Here is an 18,902-nt window from a genome sequence, read left to right as displayed (position 1 = left end):
CGCTAACTGTCCGAGCTTAGGAAATCCCGAAAAATGTCCGAACCCAGGGTGGCATTGGCCTATCCATAAAAGAGGCTTCCCGATTAACCGGGAAGCCTCTTTTGATCGGCATCGCTCACTTAAAATTGAAATCCATATCGTTTGGAAACGACGTCGTAAAAACCGAGGGAATTGTACAGTGCTTTTGTCGCTTGGTTGTTCACCCCTGTTTCCAATTCAATGCCTTTCATATCATGTTGTTCGGCCCAATGAACGACATATAAAAGCAATTTTTTCGCGATGCCTTGATTTCGGTGTTCGACATGTACAAACAGATCGTTCAACCAGATAAAATTGCCGCCTTTCATTAAGCTTTTTTGCACATTAAGAAACGCCGCTCCGAGAATCCTTTCGCTGTCTTGAGCAACAAACGTATACGCATGAGAGCCCTCATCCATGGACGCACGGATGACGGTGACCATATTTTCATAAGCGTTGGGCCCGCCGATGGATTCCATTTGTCCCATAAGGAGATCAGCTGTTTTGTGAATATGCTCGTCGGCATGTTCCTTGGTTAACTCGTATACTTCCATATTGAAAAGACCTCCTGAGAAGACATAGAAATTTTGGCAGTCGTCTTTATTATAACTTTGTATGCAGCCATTGTATATGGAAACAATAGCTTATGATAGGATGGGAGTTATGCGAGGATTATCTTGAAATTTGTAACATCTTGTTCAGACATCAGCCCCCTTATCTGTGGTAACATGTAATCGGAACGATACTTAGGAGGTCTTCGGGATGGAAGATTTGTTCGACCAATTGACGTTTCGAGCGTTATGGACTCCTGAACTAATCGTCGTTTTAGCCGTTGTGGCAATCCTGTATGTCCTTTTGACGCGTAAGTGGTATGTGCGTTTTGAAGGTGGGACCAAGCCGCAGTTAAAACATGACTTTATGTTTGGATTAGCACTTCTATTCCTATACTTGGGATGGGGGAGTCCTTTATATAGTACAGGCCATATGACCATCACGCTCCATATGCTGCAAATGGTGTGTGCCTATTTCTTTTCCGTGCCGCTCATGATCATCGCGCTGCCGAAATGGTTTTTAAGTGCGGCCTATGAGGGATTCGGAAATTACGCGCGAATGGCCAGAAACTTCATGTTTCACCCGATTGTCGGGTTGATTATGTTTAATGCACTCTTTTCGTTTTATCATATTCCGGTCGTATTTGATTTTTTAATGTTACGTCCGGGTGTTCATAGCTTGTATGAAATCGCTATGTTTATCGCCGCGTGGATGATGTGGTGGCATATAATTGCTCCATTGCCGAAAGAACAATATCTTCATGATTTCCGGCGGATTCTGTATATTTTCGGAAACGGTATTTTAATTACACCCGCGTGTGCCCTGATTATTTTTTCGGGTTACCCGCTTTATGATACGTACACGGATATGCAATATTGGGCAAGCGTCATGGCGTATTGTTTACCGGCAAATGCAAGTGTCTCCTCATCAATGTTTGGAGGCATGGGTTTCCTGGGAAGCCTGGATGCGTACAGTGACCAACAGCTCGCCGGTATTTTGATGAAGGTCGTCCAGGAAATCGTATATGGGACCGCGATCGGCATAACGTTTAAACAATGGCTGCAAAAAGATAGCCACCAAGACAGCGGGGAGCCGTCGATCAGTGACATTCCCGAAAATGTGAAAATGGGAGACCGTTAGGAGGAAGAAGCCCAAATGATAAAAAAAACAGCAGTTGCTTTTGGAACATTGTTATTGTTTTGCAGCGGCTGTGCTTGGCTATACGAAACGGGTGCAGAGAACGGCACCGATCTATCAGAATCAGAGTTGTACGTGGACGACTTTTCTTTTACGAATCAGGATGAAGAAACGGTAACCAATGAAGATCTGGAAGGGGATTACTGGGTGGCCAGCATGGTATTTAGCCGCTGCCCAACCGTCTGCAACGTCATGACGCCGAACATGTCGAGCTTACAGGCAGACCTTGAAGACGAAGACCTCGACACCACACTCGTGTCTTTTACTGTCGATCCGGATTTTGATAATCCCGATACACTACGCTCCTATGGGGAAAACTACAACGCCGATTTTGCGGGCTGGCATTTTCTCACCGGCTATGAACAGGAAGACATTGAAGCAATCGCGCAAAATTCATTCGCAAGCGTCGTGGAAAACGATCCGGATGGAAATGACATCATTCATTCCACCCAGTTTTATTTGGTCGATCCGAATGGCCAGGTTATTCGCCAATACGACGGAATGGAAACGGATACCGAACCTATTGCAGAGGATATTCAAGCGGTGCAAGGCTGATGGAGGAAAAGTGATACCCGAAACGTGGTATCACTTTTACCTTTGCTCGGTAGCATTCGTTCATGTAAACACCGTCCCTAAATCCAATGAAAAAGAATCAAACAAATTTGTCGTTATCTCATCCTCATTTCCATACACGTTTTCTCTTTCATATTGTCCATGATTTAACGAAAGCACTTCGACGGTTTCATTGCTTATATCCACGATCCAATATTCCTGTACCCCATTTTCTTCATACAGCTCAAATTTACGAAGTCGGTCGTGCTTGGCGGTTGACGGAGACAATACTTCCACGATCAAATCCGGGTTGCCGTTGCAGCCTTTGTCGTCCAATTTGTCAGGATCGCAAATAATTGAAATGTCCGGTTGTACGACGTTGTCGGTGTCGTCTGCCTGATCATTCGAAGGGAACCGTACGTCAAAGGGTGCCAAATAAACCTCACATGACTTATCTTTCAAATAGTCTCTGAATTCACCAAATATCTCTCCAAGAACTTTTTGATGAATTCTTGACGGCGCAGGTGACATGTTATACGGCACCCCGTTGATCAGCTCCCAACGCTCCCCATCATCCCATTGTAAATAATCACGATAAGTGTAACGGTTAACAGGATTTGACATGGCATCAATCTCCTTTCAGCCTTTATTTTTTATTATACCAGAAATAAAACCTGAACTTCCTATCTCTTGCCCGGTTCATGTATAATCCGCTTTAGTGAAATGGTGAATTCATGAGAAGGAGCTCCCATTGGTATGGACAACCTAAAAAGCAAACATATAAAAAGGAATCTTGCTAAACCACATGTTAAGATCAATTTAAAAGTAAAAATGATCTTGCTTATATGCACATTGATTGTTGGAATGTTTGCGATCGTAGGTCTTTTTGTGCATTATTTTTTCACCGACTCACTGGAAGACCAAATGGGAGAACGGGTACTAAATGTGGCTCAAAGTGTCGCGCATATACCGGAACTGCAGGAAGCCTTTGATGAAGAAAATCCTGCTTCGGCCATTCAACCGATTGTAGAACCCATCAGAGAAGATACCGGGGCGGAATTCATCGTTGTCGGGAATACGGATGAGATTCGGTATTCCCATCCGCTTCCGGACCGAATCGGGGAAACCATGGTTGGGGAAGATAATGAGCGCGCGTTGATTCATGGAGAATCCTACGTTTCCAGAGCTGTAGGATCATTGGGGTCGTCCATGCGGGGGAAAGTTCCTGTTTATTCAGACGATGGAGAAATTGTCGGCGTGGTTTCCGTCGGTTTTTTGGTGGACGACATTCAAAGCATTATTGCAAATTATACGAGAGAATTATGGTTTGTTTTATTAATCACCATTGCCTTGGGAGTTTTGGGGGCGGTGATGGTCGCGCATTATATTAAAAAAAAGCTGTTTGACTTGGAACCCGAAGAGATTTCCCATTTGTTCTTGCAAAAAGAAACGATCCTCCAATCGACCCATGAAGGAATTATTGGCGTCAACCACAAAGGGATGATCACGGTAATGAATCAAACCGCGCAACGGCTGTTTTGGTCAGACAATACACAGACAGAGTCGTATAGTGGAAAACATATTACGGATGTTCTCCCGGATACGAAGCTGCCGGAAGTGATCGATAGCGGGGAAAGCCAATACGACCAGGAAATGCTGATCGGGAATCATAGCGTTTATGTTAACCGCATTCCGATCTTTCATGAGGATAAGATCATTGGAGCCGTCTCTTCTTTTCGTAACAAGACTGAAATTGAACGGTTATCAAAGGAATTGAGGAGAATCAAACAGTATGCCGAAGCGCTTCGGGCCCAGACTCATGAATTCTCGAATAAATTGTATACCATTTCAGGGCTGTTGCAACTGGATCAAAAAGAAGAAGCGATCGCGTTAATTCAACAAGAAAGTCACGAGCAACAAGAATGGATCCAATTCTTGACTCGAAAAGTGCCCGATCCGATGATTAGTGCCGTGTTGCTTGGCAAACTGAATCAAGCGAATGAACTGGGCATCGAGATGACCTTCGATCCGGATAGTAAATTAACGTATTCGATATCCAAACAGAAGAAAGAGGTCCTTGTAACGGTATTGGGAAATTTGCTGGAAAATGCATTGGAAGCGTTAAAAAAGAGTCAGATGCCCCATCCCCAGGTGAGCGTTTTCTTCACGGATTTGGGAGATGATCTCGTATTTGAAATTGAAGATTCGGGCCATGGCATTCCGCCGGAACAAAGCGAAAAAGTTTTCAAGCAAGGCTATTCAACAAAAGAAGGAGCACATAGAGGGATTGGACTTGCTCTAAGCAGCCAGATGATAGCTGAAGTAGGCGGGTCAATTTTCTTGGAGGAAAGCGACCTCGGAGGAGCTTGTTTCGTCGTCACCATACCTAAACAGAGGTTGGAGGTAGAATGAAAGATACGTATACAGTACTCATCGTCGAAGATGATTTCCGGGTAGCCGAAATAAACCGGAAATTTATAGAGAAAATGGAAAAATTCACGGTATTTGGAGTGGCAAAAACCGGTGAAGAGATGATGGAGCAACTAAACAACGCCCAATCATCGCCCGATCTTATTTTGCTTGATGTATACATTCCGGATGTGGAAGGGCTGGAATTATTATGGGCCATCCGCAATCATTATCATGAAGTCGATGTGATCATGATGACCGCGGCCAAGGAAGTGTCCACCATAGAGGAAGCATTACGGGGCGGAGCCTTCGATTATATCGTGAAACCCATCGAGTTTGAACGATTTGCCTGGACGTTTGAGCGATATGACCGGCAGCGAAGGATGCTTACCGATAAAGAGGAAATGGATCAAGCGGAGATCGATCGTTTAATGGGAGCTTCCGAAGCCCAACAGACACCCGGATCTCCCAAGCATGAATTGCCGAAAGGCATCGATGAAATCACGTTAAATACCATTAAAGGTATACTGGCGAAAACGAAAGATCAAGGGATAACAGCTTCAACTTTGGGGGAAAAGATAGGAGCAAGTCGGTCAACGGCCAGACGCTATCTCGAATACCTGGTATAGACCAATGCGGCAAAAACCGAGCTTAAGTATGGAGATGTAGGCAGACCGGAACGCCGTTATATTTTTTCTCAATAAATGCAATGCACACCGTATGTTGGGAGGTGTGTTTTTTTGAACAAAATGAACAAAATCAACAGAATAAACATTATATCGCTTTTGAAAAGAACCTTTCTTTTTTGAAGGTAGATATGCTAGATTTAGACGTATTAAGTGGGCTCTCATCTATTATATATCGAAAAGATTCCATGAGCGCTTTTTTTAAATAGGAAATGTATCCGCTTGCAGGATGTTTCTAAAGTCATTTATTGAGGGAGTGAATGAGAAATGGAGCAGGATTTTTCAGTTGCACTGGCAATCATGGGTTTATTGATTATTATCGCGATTGTCGGGTTGCTTATTTGGGGAAAGGTTAACCCAATCGTAGGAATGACGCTCATTCCGGTTATTGGTGCATTACTTCTTGGATTCGGGTTTGAGGAATTGCAGGAATTCTTTGCTTCCGGTGCCGACCAAGTGATGAGCGTTGTCATTATGTTTATTTTCGCGATTATTTTCTTCGGGATCATGCAGGATAGTGGGTTATTTAACCCGCTTGTGCGGGGAATGATTCTCCTTACAAAAGGGAACGTCGTCATTGTGGCGATGGGCACGGCGGTGATTGCTGTATTTGCACACTTGGATGGAGCCGGTGCTACGACGTTTCTCTTGACGATTCCGGCGTTACTGCCCTTATATAAAGAACTCAATATGAGCAAGTATTTACTGCTCTTGATTGTCTCGTTAAGTGCAGCCATCATGAATATGGTTCCTTGGGGAGGGCCGATGGCCCGAACGGCTTCCGTTCTTGATGCTGACCTCAATCAATTGTGGTATCCATTGATCCCTCTGCAAATCGTTGGTTTAATCCTTGCCATTGGGTTTGCATGCTTTCTGGGCTTCCGGGAAAAGAAACGGATTGCAAAGCGTGTGGAAAATGGGGAAATTGAGCGGAACGACAATGTGGATGTCAGAGCGATTGCGGATGACTTTTCCAGAAGAAAAGTAGAGGAAGCAGAAGAAGCTGAGGAAAAACCGGTTAAGCACCCGGCAATGATTTGGATCAATCTCGCGTTGACCGTTGCGGTCGTAGGTCTCATGCTTTTGGATATTGTCCCTCCGGAATTTGCGTTTATGCTCGGTGTAGCAATTGCTTTGCCGATTAACTATCCAAATGTTAGCGATCAAATGGGCCGCGTGCGCGCGCACGCGCCTGCTGCCTTGATGATGGCCGCTGTTATTCTTGCCGCCGGTGTCTTTCTCGGGGTCATGAATGAATCAGGCATGTTGGACAACATTGCTTTGGCTATGGTTGGCATTCTTCCTGACACTGTTGGGCCTTATATACACGTCATCGTCGGCATCCTTGGTGTACCGATGGATTTACTAACCAGTACGGATGCTTACTATTTTGGGGTATTGCCGATTGTGGAAGCGACTGCCTCCGAATTCGGGGTGCCGGCTGCTTCGACTGCCTACGCGATGATCATCGGAAATGTTATCGGTACATTCGTCAGCCCGTTCGCACCGGCTGTATGGCTTGCGATCGGCCTTGCGGGTGCCAATATGGGCACGCATATTAAGTATTCCTTTTTCTGGATCTGGGGTTTCAGTATCGTTATGCTCTTTGTTGCTTACCTCATGGGTATCTTTACTATTTAGCGACGATGCTTGGCATGTTACGCGGCAATAATGGCATAGAGTGAGGAAACTACGGATAATAGAGATATAGTGATGACAAATGTTTTGTCCTAATGGTGCCCCAACGTTCTGTTTTTGGCTCTCGTGGTGATTTTAGACCGATAGAAACCGCCCAACGATCTATATTTGTGGATAGTGCCGATTTTAGATCGATAGAAAACCCCTATCGATCTAGAATTGGTGATCGTTCCAAAATTAGAACGTTAGAAAGCGTCTATCGATCTATTTTCGGTGGTCACTCTTGTTATAGATCGTATGCATATAAATTCGCCAATAGATCCGAACATAAAATGAGTGAGAGGAGGTCAGCTAATGGTGCAATACGCGATTCCTTGCAGTGTTTATCGGGGAGGAACGAGCCGTGGTCTATTTTTTCATGAAAAAGACTTGCCTGTGAATCAACAGGAAAAACATCGGGTTTTTCTGGAGGCTATAGATGCTTATAATCCATCACAAATCGACGGCATGGGCAGTGGGACAAGCCATACGAGCAAGGTTGTCGTGATCGCCCCTTCCTACCAGGAGGGTGCGGATGTGGACTATACATTTTACCAAATTGGAATAGGGCAAGAAATCGTCGATGATAAGGGGACTTGCGGGAATTTGATGGCTGCTGTTGGCGCGTTTGCCATTAATGAACAGCTCGTTGATTCTTCCGGTAATGAAGGTGTGACGGTTCGTGCCTTCAATACAAATATCGCAAAAATGATCTCGATTCAAATGCCGGTCGAAAACGGAGCCGCGAAAGTGCAAGGGACCTATCAAATGCCGGGCACCGTAAGGACCGGGGCAAAATATTCCGTTCACATACTCGCTCCCGGAGGTGGAAAGACCGGCGCCACCTTGCCACTTGGAAGGGTATGCAAGGAGAATGGCCGGGATTATTCATTCGTAGATCTGGTTAATCCCTTTGTCCACCTGGAAGCAAGCGCTTTTCATTTGGATGGGACGGAAAGCAATGATGAAATTAGCGGAAATGGAGACTTGTTGGCTGCATTGGAAACCGTAAGGACCGAAGCAGCGGTTGCCTCCGGCATGGAGGAGACAGTTGAACATGCGCGAAAAGCGCCTGCAGTCCCGAAAGTTACGCTCGTCGCCCCTCCGCAGTCATACGTATCTGCATCGGGCGTGACGATCAACGAAAAAGAGATCGATATCACGGCTAAAATGATATCGGTAGGCAAGGTGCACCGAACGTTTGCCGGCAGTGGATTGTATAATCTTGCCGCATCGACACTCCTTTCGGGAACGATCCCCAACCGACTTGCCAACGCAAAGCAAAGCGGGGTTGTGCGGATTGGCCATCCGGACGGTATCGCGGAGGTGATGGTCACGCTCTCCGATGAAGGAGATGATATTGCCTCGGTTGGATTAGACAGGACGGCCCGGCTGATCATGAAAGGAGAAGTGTATGTTCGGGCATGACAGGCTAACGTGTCCGGCCGCAATCGTTAATGCTATCCCATTCCACGGTCAAATGTGGGATGGGATTTTTTACGGCAAATAAATTATAAAAATACACTTGAATTTATGTTTATTCACCGTTACAATGAATGCAAGATAATGCATAAATATTAAGAGAGGTGCAACATTATGAAAGTGGCAATTGTCGGGGCAACAGGATACGGAGGAATTGAATTAATCAGGTTACTGCGGCAGCACCGGCATGTCACGGAAGTCTCGGTGTTCTCCTCCACACAGGCGGAAGCGCCTTTAACGTCCACCTATCCTCATTTACAGGATGTGTATAAAGGCATTTTGCAACCGCTGGATACGAAAAGATTAGCAAATGAATACGATGTCGTTTTTTTATCCGCCCCTCCCGGAGTGGCAGCCTCACTTGCCGGCGATCTGCTTGAAGGGACAGCGGCGATCGTCGACCTTTCCGGTGACTTCAGAATAAAAGAGGCAAGTGTATACGAAGCTTGGTATGGGCGAGAGGCAGCTGATGCTACGATTGCCCGGCAAGCAGTATACGGATTATCGGAATGGAATGGGGAAAAGATCGGCAAAGCGCAAATCGTCGCCAATCCGGGCTGTTATCCGACGGCGATCCTTCTCGGACTCGCGCCGGCAGTAAAAAATAACGGCATTGACATGAAATCGGTCATCATTGATGCAAAAACCGGCACAACCGGTGCCGGGAAAAATCCATCACCGATGACGCATTTCAGTGAAATGAATGAATCTATGAAAATATACAAGGTGAATGAACATAAGCATACACCGGAAATTGAGCAACAACTCTTCGAATGGAATGAAGAGGCGGATACGGTGACATTCACCCCTCATCTCGTTCCGATGAGCCGGGGGATTATGGCAACGATGTATGCGACATGCCCGTCGGATTTGAGCGCACAGGAATGGATTGATGCATATAAAGCTGCATATGAAGGCCATCCATTCGTCCGGGTGCGGGAAGACGGATTTCCGGCGACAAAAGAAGTCTACGGCAGCAACTACTGCGATATTTTTCTAGACTATGATTCTAGAACGAATCGTCTCACGATTGTCTCGGTCATCGATAACCTTGTGAAAGGTGCCGCGGGCCAGGCGATCCAAAACGCGAATCTCATGAACGGTTTTGAAGCAACGGCAGGGCTGGAATTATTTCCAATTTATCCATAACAGGAGGGGAAAACCATGGCGAGCAGCACGACAGCAAGCGGACAATTGCATAAAGTGGCAGATGGAAGTGTGCATACGCCGCTCGGTTTTAAAGCGACAGGATTGCATGCAAAAGTGAAACGAAAACGAAAAGATTTAGGCGTCATCATCTGTGATGTGCCGGCATCGGCGGCAGCTGTGTACACGTTAAACCAAATTCAGGCGGCGCCGCTTGACGTGACGAGAGAGAGCATTTCCGAGGGGGAACCCTGCGCGCGGTGGTCGCAAATAGCGGGCAGGCGAACGCTGTAATGGGCAAAGACGGTGTCGCCGACGCCTATGAAATGAGAGATAAAACCGCGCAATCATTTGGTTTGGAGCCCTTGGACGTCGCGGTTGCCTCGACAGGTACGATCGGGGAACGATTGAAAATGGAAAAAATCCTCCCCGGAATCGAAGCATTGCAACCACAGACAAATGCTGCCGACGCCAACGCTTTTGCCGAGTCGATTTTAACAACCGATACGTGTACAAAAGAGACGTGTTACGCCACCGAAATTGACGGAAAAACGGTTCATATTGGAGGGGTGGCCAAAGGATCAGGCATGATTCATCCCAATATGGCAACGATGCTCGGCTTCATCACGACCGATGCAGTCATCGAGCCGGAACACTTGCAACAGGCGTTATCAGAAATCACTGATCGTACGTATAACCGCATTACCATCGATGGGGATACGTCGACGAACGATATGGTGTTAACCCTCGCGAGCGGAAAAGCAGAAAATGAACCTTTGCATCCGGACCATCCGGAATGGTCCCATTTTATCGAGGCACTCCAATGCGTTTGTGAACAGCAATCCAAACAGATCGCCCGTGACGGCGAGGGAGCGACAAAGCTCGTAGAGGTGAACGTGAAAGGGGCGCCGACGGATGAAGATGCAGGCAAAATCGCCAAGCAAATCGTTGGCTCCGACCTATTGAAAACGGCAGTTTTCGGCACCGATGGCAATTGGGGAAGAATCATTTGCGCGATTGGATACAGCGGGATAACCATCGATCCGGAAACGATTGATATTGCCATCGGACCCCATTTGACGTTATCGCAAAGCGAGCCTGTCGATTTTTCCGAAGAAGCGGTCACCGCCCATCTTGAGCAAGACGAGGTTTTCATTGACGTCGACCTTCATCTCGGCGATGGAAGCGGAAAGGCGTGGGGATGCGATTTAACGTATGATTATGTCCGCATTAACGCGGGGTACCGGACATGAGTCAGTTTGTCGTTGTCAAATGTGGCGGAGCCACGGTCGACGCCCTTTCCGATGAATTTTATGCACGCATTGCCCGGCTGGGCGAGCAAGGAAAAACACCGGTCATTGTTCACGGCGGCGGGCGAGCGGTCAATGACATGCTTGAAATGATGCAAGTGGAGTCAACTTTTGTGGATGGCTTGCGCCGGACGACCAAAGACGTATTGGACGTTGCGCACATGGTTTTTAACGGCAAGGTCAATCCGATGATATGTGCGAAACTCCAAGAAGCGGGCGTAAAAACCATCGGTTTATCCGGATGTGACGGACCGATGATCCAAGCGAAACTCCTCGATGAAGAAAAACTTGGGCTCGTCGGAAAGGCCATACATGTAGATCCCGCGCTCCTTCAGCAAGTAACCGCCATTGGCCTCACCCCCGTGATTTCCCCGCTCGTGGCTGGAGAAAACGGGGCGCGGCTGAATATGAACGCGGACACGGCAGCGGCTCATTATGCGGAAAGCCTGGGAGCGGAAGAAGTGATGTTCGTCACGAATGTTCCCGGTATTTTACAAAACGGTGAGGTGCTCCCCTTTGTCACCGAAGCCGACATCCAAAAAATGATCGCCGACGGCACGGTGTATGGCGGAATGATCCCGAAAGTACAGGCAGCATTGCAAGTGCTTGAGGGAACCTCTGTCCAAAAGGTCACGATCATTGACGGGGAAAGCAATCAAGCGGGAAGCGGCGGAACAACTATCGTGAAAACAATGGAAGGTGAAAAAGATGAGCACGCACCTCTTTCCTACTTATAAACGCTGGGATTTAACGTTCGAATCGGCAAACGGGGACACGATCACCACACCCGATGGCCGGGAATTTATCGATCTGATGAGCGGCATTGGAACGGTGAACATGGGGCACAATCACCCGGAAATCGTCGGAGCGGTTGAAAAACAACTGCATCGAGGTTGGCACGGGTCGAATTTTTTTCAGTATGATCAGCAAGAACAAGTTGCGGCTCAATTGGCGGATATGACGGGCCTCCACCGGGTCTTTTTCGCCAATAGCGGAACCGAAGCCAATGAAGCGGCGATCAAGCTGGCTAGAAAAGCGACGGGAAGAGAAGAAATCGTTTCTTTCACCCAATCGTTTCACGGTCGGACGTATGGAAGCATGGCTGCTACCGGCCAAGCGAAAATACACGAAGGATACGCGCCGCTTCCTGACGGTTTCACGTACGCGCCTTACAATGATACCGAGCAAGCGGAAAAATATATTACAAGCGATACAGCCGCCGTCATCGTGGAAACAATCCAGGGAGAAGGCGGAGTTGTTCCCGGAACGCAGGCGTTTTTGGAAAAAGTGGATACGTTGGCGAAAGCGAACGGGGCACTTCTCATCATAGATGAAGTGCAAACGGGAATGGGGAGGACCGGCGAACAGTTTTCCTATCAGAAATTTGGCCTGGACCCGGATATTGTCACCGTTGCAAAAGGCCTTGGAAACGGCTTTCCGGTTGCCGCGATGATGGGGAAGGAAGCGCTGCAATCGTATTTCGGTCCCGGAAGCCACGGCACCACGCTGGGTGGCAACCCGCTCGCGATGGCAGCCGTCCACGCAACGTTAAACGTATTGAACACGCCCGGGCTCCTGTCCGGGGTTGAAGCGAAAAGCAAGCACGCGCTTCAACACTTACGCGAACAATGCGAAGCTAGCGAAATGGTTACCGAGGTTCGCGGCGCCGGTTTAATGATCGGTATTGCTTGCGGGCAGCCGGTGGCCCCAATCTTGACAAAGCTGCAAGAAAAAGGCGTTGTCGCTTTGCCGGCCGGCGAAAAAGTGATCCGATTGCTTCCACCGTTAACGATTAGCGAAGAACGATTGGCACAAGGCTTGGACACAGTGATGGGAGCAATAAAAGAAACGGCGAAAACGAAGGCGTAAAGACCTGCGGTAATATGTCAAGTTCAAAATCACAGTAAATGAAGTTGTCAAAGGACATTTAGGCGAAAAAAGCGCGCACTGAACAACACCAGTAATAAAATGTAAAATACTGGTAAAATGAAAGGCTAGCCCTCAGCCGATGTCGGTCAGAGGTTCACGCCCCTTTCTGGCGTAAAGAGTTGGTTTTTGCGTAGCAGCGCATCCACCAATCGCACGAGTTTTCTTGCCGTGAGCACGAGTGCACGTTTGTGTTGATGTTTCGGGACTTCTTGATACTTCTTCTGATAAAAGACTTGGTATTCCGGAATTTGCCTTCGTACCGAGTTGGCGGCTTCAACGAGGTAATAACGCAAATAATGGTTCCCTTGACGTGTCAGTGAAGTATCTTCGGCGGTAAACCGCCCGGACTGGTGTTTTCGCCAGTACAGTCCCGCATATTTAGCTATTTTTGTTTCATCGGGAAACCGGTCAATCTGACCGAGTTCGGCAATGATGCCTGCGGCGAAGACCGGACCAATGCCCGGGATTGATTCCAGCGTCTGCGTCAGTCCTTTCATGATTCGAGTAATGGACTGATCGATCGCCTTGATTTGCTTTTGGAAGGAACGAATGAGCTCAATGGACGTTCCTAAAAGTACATCGATGGAATCTTCGACCACTTTGTCCAATCGGTACGATGAACGGACGGCTTTCTGGATGGATGCGGCGACAGCTTCCGGATCGGGAAAACGATTTCTCCCTTTCTCTTGAAGAAACCGAGCCAGGTCCTCAAGCGGAAGCTGGGCAAGTTCATCCAGGCTGTATTTTTCAAGAAAGAGTTCCATCATAGCATGGCCAAACACCGATGAATCCACTTCTTTGGAAAAGGTGTTGCATTTATACTCCAAGTGCTGCAAGAAGTGTTGTTTCTCTTTCGTCATCGCTTTGGTCAAGTGATAACGCGAACGTGTCAACTGCTGGAGAGCCACGTATTGGCTTTCTTTGACAACGGACATCTGATTGCGCCCGAAACGCATATAATCGGCGATCACAAAGGCGTCAATCTCATCGGTCTTGTTCATGTCTGCGAAGCTCTTTTTAAAGTTGGCGATCTGCTTCGGATTGATCACAAAGACTTGGGCGCCATAGGGTTTTAAATCATCGTCATCATGCAAGAACATGGATGGATGAAAACTGTAGACGGATGTGGACTCCAGACCGATCTTTAGGATGTCAACCTCTGTATCGGCCAAGAGCTCGAGCAACCGTTCTTTGAGCACCTGGGCACCCGGCCAGTCATTGGAAACCGTAAAAACCGAAAGCTGATCACCTTCTTGATCAAGCACACACACTTTCATATCAAACGAGCTAACGTCAAGCCCGACAAACATTCGCATGGGGGGATTCCTCCTTTCATTGTAGAATCATTCGGTCGTTCTTTGGACGCCTCGAGATATCTCTAGTGTGAACGCCGATCATCAACCTCGTGTATCAGAACTCCATCGGCATTGAAAGCCGCCCCAGGGGCTGCTTCCCCTGAGTTCAAGAGGCCGAGGGCTCAGCCTGCGAGTAGGAAGTGCCGCACGTACACTGAGAGACAGTCTTTAGTTGTGGTCGAACCACAGGAGAGAAAAGAATTGTCCCAAATGATCCTATGATCATTATCTAGAAATATCTAGAGACATCCAAGGAAAAACCATATGAATCTACAAAATATCTTGTGGAATTTGCCCAAGATTTGAAGGGCTTAAACTTACTATACGAGGAGAGGGTTACGATGAAAGGGTATTTAGTACTGAAAAACGGCGATGTGTTTCCTGGGCAATTGCTAGGAGCATCAAGCGCAACGGATGTGCATGGAGAAGCGGTATTTTTCACGGGCATGACAGGCTATCAAGATGTGGCAACCGACCCGTCCTACCGCGGCCAAATCGTCGTTTTCACTTACCCGCTCATCGGTAACTATGGAATCAGCGACGTGGAACAAGAACAGAGCGAGGAATGGCAGCCGCGCGCATTAGTGATGGGAGAATGTTCGTCGGACGGGTATCATTATCAATCAAAAGAAACACTCGTCTCCCGTGCGGAGAATGCCGGAGCGGGCGTTCCCATCTTAACAGATGTGGACACTCGCGCCCTCGTCAAACGCATTCGCACGTCGGGGGCCATGGAAGCAGTCATTACGACGAATCCTGAAACGGTAACGTGGGAAAATGTTACCCCCATTGAAGAACAGGAGCTCGTCAAAGAGGTCTCCGCGCAAACGACAGAAACATTCGGCTCGGGAGACACTCATATCGTGCTTGTGGATTTCGGCCACAAAAAAGCGATGGTAGATGCCCTTTGTGCTTACGGCGCCAAAGTCACGGTCGTCCCTTATGATACCCCCCTCTCAACGATCGAGGCGCTGGATCCGGACGGATTGCTTTTATCTAACGGCCCCGGAAATCCGAAGCAATTGCAGGAACAGCTCCCGGCCATTAAAGCGGCGATCATGCAATATCCCACGTTTGCCATTTGCCTCGGCCATCAATTAATCGCGCTTGCGTTCGGCGGGGATACGGAGAAGTTGGCCTTTGGCCACCGCGGCGCCAATCAACCTGTGATCGATACGCGGACGGGAAGGGTTGATATGACCGCCCAAAATCACAGCTACGTAGTGGACCGCGCATCTCTACAAGGAACCGAACTTGAGGTGACGCACGTCAATGTGAACGACGAATCCATTGAAGGGCTGGCACACGATCGTTTGCCGATCCGCTCCGTCCAATACCATCCGGAAGCACATCCGGGACCGAGTGACAGCCGGCATTTATTTTCATCCTTTTTCCGTATGATCGCAGAAGAGAAGGAAGTGAACGTCCATGCCTAAGAAAACAAGGTTAAGAAAAATTCTCGTGCTCGGTTCGGGGCCGATTGTGATCGGGCAAGCGGCAGAGTTTGACTATGCCGGGACGCAAGCATGTTTAGCCCTGCGGGAAGAAGGGTGCGAAGTCGTGCTCATTAACAACAACCCGGCCACGGTCATGACCGATGACACATGCGCGGATAAAGTTTACTTCGAACCGCTCACACTCGAAACGTTAACGCGTGTCCTTGAAGAAGAACAACCGGACGGACTGCTCGCGACGATGGGCGGACAAACAGGTCTCAATCTTGCCCTTTCCGCTTATGAATCCGGACTGTTGGAGCAAAGTGGGGTGGAGTTGCTTGGCACTCCGATGGCATCCATTCAGCAGGGCGAAGACCGTGAAGCTTTCCGTGGACTTATGCAGGAATTAAACGAACCGGTTCCGGAAAGCACCATCGTTACGTCTGCAAAAGAAGCGATTGATTTTGCCGAGACCGTCGGTTACCCGACGATCGTTCGCCCGGCTTATACGCTCGGAGGCGGAGGCGGCGGAATCGCGAACAATCAAACGGAACTCGCTACGATCGTTTCCGGCGGGTTGGATGCCAGCCCCATTGATCAATGTCTCGTGGAAAAAAGCATCGCCGGCTTCAAGGAAATTGAGTACGAAGTCATGCGTGATGCCAACGATACGTGCATATCGGTATGCAATATGGAAAACATTGACCCCGTAGGCATCCATACCGGGGACTCCATCGTTGTCGCTCCATCCCAGACGTTAAGCGATCACGATTACCAGATGCTGCGAACAGCCTCTGTTAAAGTCATTCGCGCCCTCGGCATCGTAGGGGGATGCAACATCCAATTTGCCCTCGACCCGTACAGCGACCAGTATTATTTAATCGAAGTGAACCCGCGCGTCAGCCGTTCTTCCGCCCTCGCGTCCAAGGCGACCGGATACCCCATTGCCCGTCTCGCGGCGAAAGTCGGACTCGGATACGGCTTGCACGAACTGAAAAATCCGGTGACGGCTCATACGTACGCGAGCTTTGAACCTGCGCTTGATTATGTCATCGTGAAGTTTCCCCGCTGGCCGTTTGACAAATTCATGGACGCCGACCGTACGCTCGGCACTCAAATGAAAGCAACCGGCGAAGTGATGGCGATTGAACGAAACATGCAAGCAGCGATTCAAAAAGCAGTACGCTCGTTGGAAATCAAACTGGACGGTTTGCGTTGGCCCGGTGTCGACAAGTTGCCAAACGCCGAGCTGGAAACAGCATTGACGCATGCAGATGATCGTCGCTTTTTTTACTTGCTCGAATTGATGAGACGCGGGTACAGCTCGGAAAAACTGGCCGCGTTCACGGCGATCGATCGGTTTTTCCTTGATCATTTTCAGCGGCTGATCACTGCAGAGACAAAAGCCGAAGCAACTGCTTTTGCGGAAATTGATGATGACATGCTCAAGACGTGGAAAAAAGAAGGGTTCAGTGATCGATGGCTTGCTGCTTGTTGGGGGATGGAAGAGAGAGCATTGAGACAATACCGTTTTCAACAGGGGATCATTCCCTCTTACCATATCGTAGATACGTGTGCCGGGGAATTTGAAGCGGAGACGCCTTATTACTATTCAACGTATCAAGGCATGGATGAAGCTGCCGATTCTGGAGATAAGCCGAAAATCTTGATTGTCGGATCGGGGCCGATCCGCATAGGCCAGGGCATTGAGTTTGATTATTGTTCGGTCAACGGTGCCAACGCGGTGAAAACACTCGGCTATGAAGCGATTATGATGAACAATAATCCGGAAACCGTGAGCACAGACTACGAGACGGCAGACAAATTGTATTTTGAACCGCTGACGGCCGAAGATGTGATTCATGTCGCTGAACGCGAAAACGTGGAAGGCGTCTTGTTGCAGCTTGGCGGGCAAACGAGCATCGCTCTTACGGAAGCGCTGGAAGCTGCCGGTCTTCAGCTGTTCGGCGCGCCGTTTGACGTCATTGACCAACTGGAAGATCGCGGGCGCTTTTATGAACTCATGCAAAAAACGGACATTGCCCATATTCCGGGCCAGACCGGCGCCGATGCCGATGACACAATTAGAAAAGCAAGGGAAATCGGCTACCCCGTTTTGCTTCGCCCTTCTTATGTCATCGGTGGCCAGGGCATGTCCATTTTCACTTCGGAAAAACAATTAACGGAGTATGTAGAAACGCATGAAGAAGCCATTGCCTATCCCATCCTTATCGATGCTTATTTTGCTGGAAAAGAACTGGAAGTTGACGTCGTCACAGATGGGGACCATGTATTTATTCCGGGCGTTTTTGAGCACATTGAAAAGGCAGGGGTTCATTCCGGCGATTCCATCGCGATCACTCCGCCGTATGAGCTTTCAGACGCCCATCAGCAGCAAATCGTGACTTACGCGAAAACAATCGCGCGCGAACTTGATTTTGTCGGTCTTTTTAACATTCAATTTGTTTTGTCGGATAACACGCTGTATGTGATTGAGATCAACCCTCGTGCTTCACGGACAGTTCCGATTTTTGCAAAGGCGAGCGGCAATAATCTGGTCGAGCAAGCCGTGAAGCTGCTGTTGGGCAAAGACTGGCCCGAAGTGTTTGGGCAAAGACAGGGGTTGGCAACCGCAACGTCTTATTTTGCCGTAAAAGCACCGGTGTTTTCGACGGAAAAATTACCGGGCTTGGATCCGCTATTAGGGGCGGAAATGAAATCGACGGGCGAACTGCTAAGCTTCGGCGAAACGAAAGAAGAAGCGATGACTCAGGCCTTTGCATGGAAAGATGATAAAACGCCGGCCATCTATCAACAAAACGGAAGCATCTATTGCCACATTGCAACGGATCAAAAGGCGGCATGCGAACCGGCGTTGGAAGCGCTGAAAGAAGCGGGCTTTACCATTTATGATCCGGCCACCTATTCGTTTAAGCGTTGGCTTGAAGACGATGACGGCCTTCTTTATATCAATATTCCACCGACAGGCAGCAGGGAGAACAAAGAGGAACGGTTGGCAGCTGAGGGTCAACGAAAAATGATTGTAACCGGCCCGGAAACCTTGCGCGAATTAGTCGCTGCCCGTGAAATCCCGCACCGCGTGTGCGCCGTTGAAACTTGGAAGCAGCGAGATTTACAAAGGACGTGACAAAA

At 48.4% G+C, this 18,902-nt stretch carries 14 protein-coding genes and 1 pseudogene; 12 read left to right on the top strand and 3 right to left on the bottom strand.

Going from position 1 to position 18,902, the window contains the following annotated elements; genetic code table 11:
* Nucleotides 1-119: 119 nt before the first annotated feature.
* Entirely contained in the window at nucleotides 120-572 is a 453-nt protein-coding gene (locus tag EPH95_RS06990; protein ID WP_142088557.1) for a GNAT family N-acetyltransferase, read from the bottom strand.
* A gap of 208 nt (nucleotides 573-780) precedes the next feature.
* Between EPH95_RS06990 and ctaG the strand changes: the two genes are divergently transcribed.
* Both ctaG and EPH95_RS06980 read left to right on the top strand, forming a co-directional pair.
* Nucleotides 781-1,710: a cytochrome c oxidase assembly factor CtaG gene (gene ctaG / locus EPH95_RS06985; protein ID WP_142088555.1), complete on the top strand. Its 930-nt coding sequence runs from the start codon at nucleotides 781-783 to the stop codon at nucleotides 1,708-1,710.
* A gap of 15 nt (nucleotides 1,711-1,725) precedes the next feature.
* On the top strand, nucleotides 1,726-2,322 hold the full coding sequence (locus EPH95_RS06980) for an SCO family protein (RefSeq protein WP_142088552.1): 597 nt from the start codon (nucleotides 1,726-1,728) through the stop codon (nucleotides 2,320-2,322).
* A gap of 60 nt (nucleotides 2,323-2,382) precedes the next feature.
* On the opposite strand, the gene EPH95_RS06975 is transcribed toward EPH95_RS06980, so the two are convergent.
* Nucleotides 2,383-2,943, bottom strand: coding sequence for a Uma2 family endonuclease (locus tag EPH95_RS06975; protein WP_142088549.1), 561 nt, complete (start codon nucleotides 2,941-2,943; stop codon nucleotides 2,383-2,385).
* Nucleotides 2,944-3,183: 240 nt separating this feature from the next.
* Here EPH95_RS06975 and EPH95_RS06970 point away from each other — a divergent pair, with 240 nt between their 5' ends.
* The 8 genes and pseudogenes from EPH95_RS06970 (at nucleotide 3,184) to EPH95_RS06935 (ending at nucleotide 12,898) form a co-directional block, all read left to right on the top strand.
* Nucleotides 3,184-4,731 (top strand): ATP-binding protein, encoded by a 1,548-nt coding sequence (locus EPH95_RS06970; protein WP_227004084.1) that lies wholly within the window; start codon nucleotides 3,184-3,186, stop codon nucleotides 4,729-4,731.
* Nucleotides 4,728-5,357 carry a response regulator gene (locus EPH95_RS06965; protein ID WP_319592827.1) on the top strand — a complete coding sequence of 210 codons (630 nt, stop codon included), beginning with the start codon at nucleotides 4,728-4,730 and terminating at the stop codon, nucleotides 5,355-5,357. The genes EPH95_RS06970 and EPH95_RS06965 overlap by 4 nt, the downstream gene beginning before the upstream one ends.
* 324 nt (nucleotides 5,358-5,681) lie before the next feature.
* Nucleotides 5,682-7,055, top strand: a complete 1,374-nt coding sequence (locus tag EPH95_RS06960; RefSeq protein WP_142088545.1) for a CitMHS family transporter — start codon at nucleotides 5,682-5,684, stop codon at nucleotides 7,053-7,055.
* Between the two features lie 351 nt (nucleotides 7,056-7,406).
* Complete coding sequence (locus EPH95_RS06955) at nucleotides 7,407-8,519, top strand: PrpF domain-containing protein (protein WP_142088543.1); 1,113 nt, start codon at nucleotides 7,407-7,409, stop codon at nucleotides 8,517-8,519.
* 168 nt (nucleotides 8,520-8,687) lie between these two features.
* Nucleotides 8,688-9,722 (top strand): N-acetyl-gamma-glutamyl-phosphate reductase, encoded by a 1,035-nt coding sequence (gene argC, locus EPH95_RS06950; RefSeq protein WP_142088541.1) that lies wholly within the window; start codon nucleotides 8,688-8,690, stop codon nucleotides 9,720-9,722.
* A gap of 15 nt (nucleotides 9,723-9,737) precedes the next feature.
* Nucleotides 9,738-10,972 (top strand): annotated as a pseudogene (gene argJ, locus EPH95_RS06945) (bifunctional ornithine acetyltransferase/N-acetylglutamate synthase).
* Nucleotides 10,969-11,766 (top strand): acetylglutamate kinase, encoded by a 798-nt coding sequence (gene argB / locus EPH95_RS06940; protein WP_142088538.1) that lies wholly within the window; start codon nucleotides 10,969-10,971, stop codon nucleotides 11,764-11,766. Before argJ ends, argB begins: the two are co-directional and overlap by 4 nt.
* Entirely contained in the window at nucleotides 11,738-12,898 is a 1,161-nt protein-coding gene (locus tag EPH95_RS06935; RefSeq protein ID WP_142088536.1) for an acetylornithine transaminase, read from the top strand. The genes argB and EPH95_RS06935 overlap by 29 nt, the downstream gene beginning before the upstream one ends.
* 146 nt (nucleotides 12,899-13,044) lie before the next feature.
* On the opposite strand, the gene EPH95_RS06930 is transcribed toward EPH95_RS06935, so the two are convergent.
* On the bottom strand, nucleotides 13,045-14,274 hold the full coding sequence (locus EPH95_RS06930) for an IS110 family RNA-guided transposase (RefSeq protein WP_142086371.1): 1,230 nt from the start codon (nucleotides 14,272-14,274) through the stop codon (nucleotides 13,045-13,047).
* A gap of 380 nt (nucleotides 14,275-14,654) precedes the next feature.
* Between EPH95_RS06930 and EPH95_RS06925 the strand changes: the two genes are divergently transcribed.
* Nucleotides 14,655-15,749: a carbamoyl phosphate synthase small subunit gene (locus EPH95_RS06925; RefSeq protein WP_142088534.1), complete on the top strand. Its 1,095-nt coding sequence runs from the start codon at nucleotides 14,655-14,657 to the stop codon at nucleotides 15,747-15,749.
* Entirely contained in the window at nucleotides 15,742-18,897 is a 3,156-nt protein-coding gene (locus EPH95_RS06920; RefSeq protein WP_142088532.1) for a carbamoyl-phosphate synthase (glutamine-hydrolyzing) large subunit, read from the top strand. The genes EPH95_RS06925 and EPH95_RS06920 overlap by 8 nt, the downstream gene beginning before the upstream one ends.
* The last annotated feature ends 5 nt before the right edge of the window (nucleotides 18,898-18,902 follow it).

This window comes from Salicibibacter halophilus (genome assembly GCF_006740705.1).
GTDB classification, from domain to species: Bacteria; Bacillota; Bacilli; order Bacillales; family Marinococcaceae; genus Salicibibacter; species Salicibibacter halophilus.
Note: the sequence above shows the minus strand (reverse complement) of the source record. Positions and strands in the feature narration are given on the sequence as shown.

What these genes read in the sequence shown, in the direction of transcription:
- EPH95_RS06970 (WP_227004084.1), top strand. Translation starts at nt 3,184, where the DNA reads ATGTTTGCGATCGTAGGTCTTTTTGTGCATTATTTTTTCACCGACTCA.
- EPH95_RS06965 (WP_319592827.1), top strand. Translation starts at nt 4,728, where the DNA reads ATGAAAGATACGTATACAGTACTCATCGTCGAAGATGATTTCCGGGTA.
- EPH95_RS06975 (WP_142088549.1), bottom strand. Translation starts at nt 2,943, where the DNA reads ATGTCAAATCCTGTTAACCGTTACACTTATCGTGATTATTTACAATGG.
- EPH95_RS06920 (WP_142088532.1), top strand. Translation starts at nt 15,742, where the DNA reads ATGCCTAAGAAAACAAGGTTAAGAAAAATTCTCGTGCTCGGTTCGGGG.
- EPH95_RS06925 (WP_142088534.1), top strand. Translation starts at nt 14,655, where the DNA reads ATGAAAGGGTATTTAGTACTGAAAAACGGCGATGTGTTTCCTGGGCAA.
- EPH95_RS06960 (WP_142088545.1), top strand. Translation starts at nt 5,682, where the DNA reads ATGGAGCAGGATTTTTCAGTTGCACTGGCAATCATGGGTTTATTGATT.
- EPH95_RS06990 (WP_142088557.1), bottom strand. Translation starts at nt 572, where the DNA reads ATGGAAGTATACGAGTTAACCAAGGAACATGCCGACGAGCATATTCAC.
- EPH95_RS06930 (WP_142086371.1), bottom strand. Translation starts at nt 14,274, where the DNA reads ATGCGAATGTTTGTCGGGCTTGACGTTAGCTCGTTTGATATGAAAGTG.
- ctaG (WP_142088555.1), top strand. Translation starts at nt 781, where the DNA reads ATGGAAGATTTGTTCGACCAATTGACGTTTCGAGCGTTATGGACTCCT.
- EPH95_RS06955 (WP_142088543.1), top strand. Translation starts at nt 7,407, where the DNA reads ATGGTGCAATACGCGATTCCTTGCAGTGTTTATCGGGGAGGAACGAGC.
- argB (WP_142088538.1), top strand. Translation starts at nt 10,969, where the DNA reads ATGAGTCAGTTTGTCGTTGTCAAATGTGGCGGAGCCACGGTCGACGCC.
- EPH95_RS06980 (WP_142088552.1), top strand. Translation starts at nt 1,726, where the DNA reads ATGATAAAAAAAACAGCAGTTGCTTTTGGAACATTGTTATTGTTTTGC.
- argC (WP_142088541.1), top strand. Translation starts at nt 8,688, where the DNA reads ATGAAAGTGGCAATTGTCGGGGCAACAGGATACGGAGGAATTGAATTA.
- EPH95_RS06935 (WP_142088536.1), top strand. Translation starts at nt 11,738, where the DNA reads ATGAGCACGCACCTCTTTCCTACTTATAAACGCTGGGATTTAACGTTC.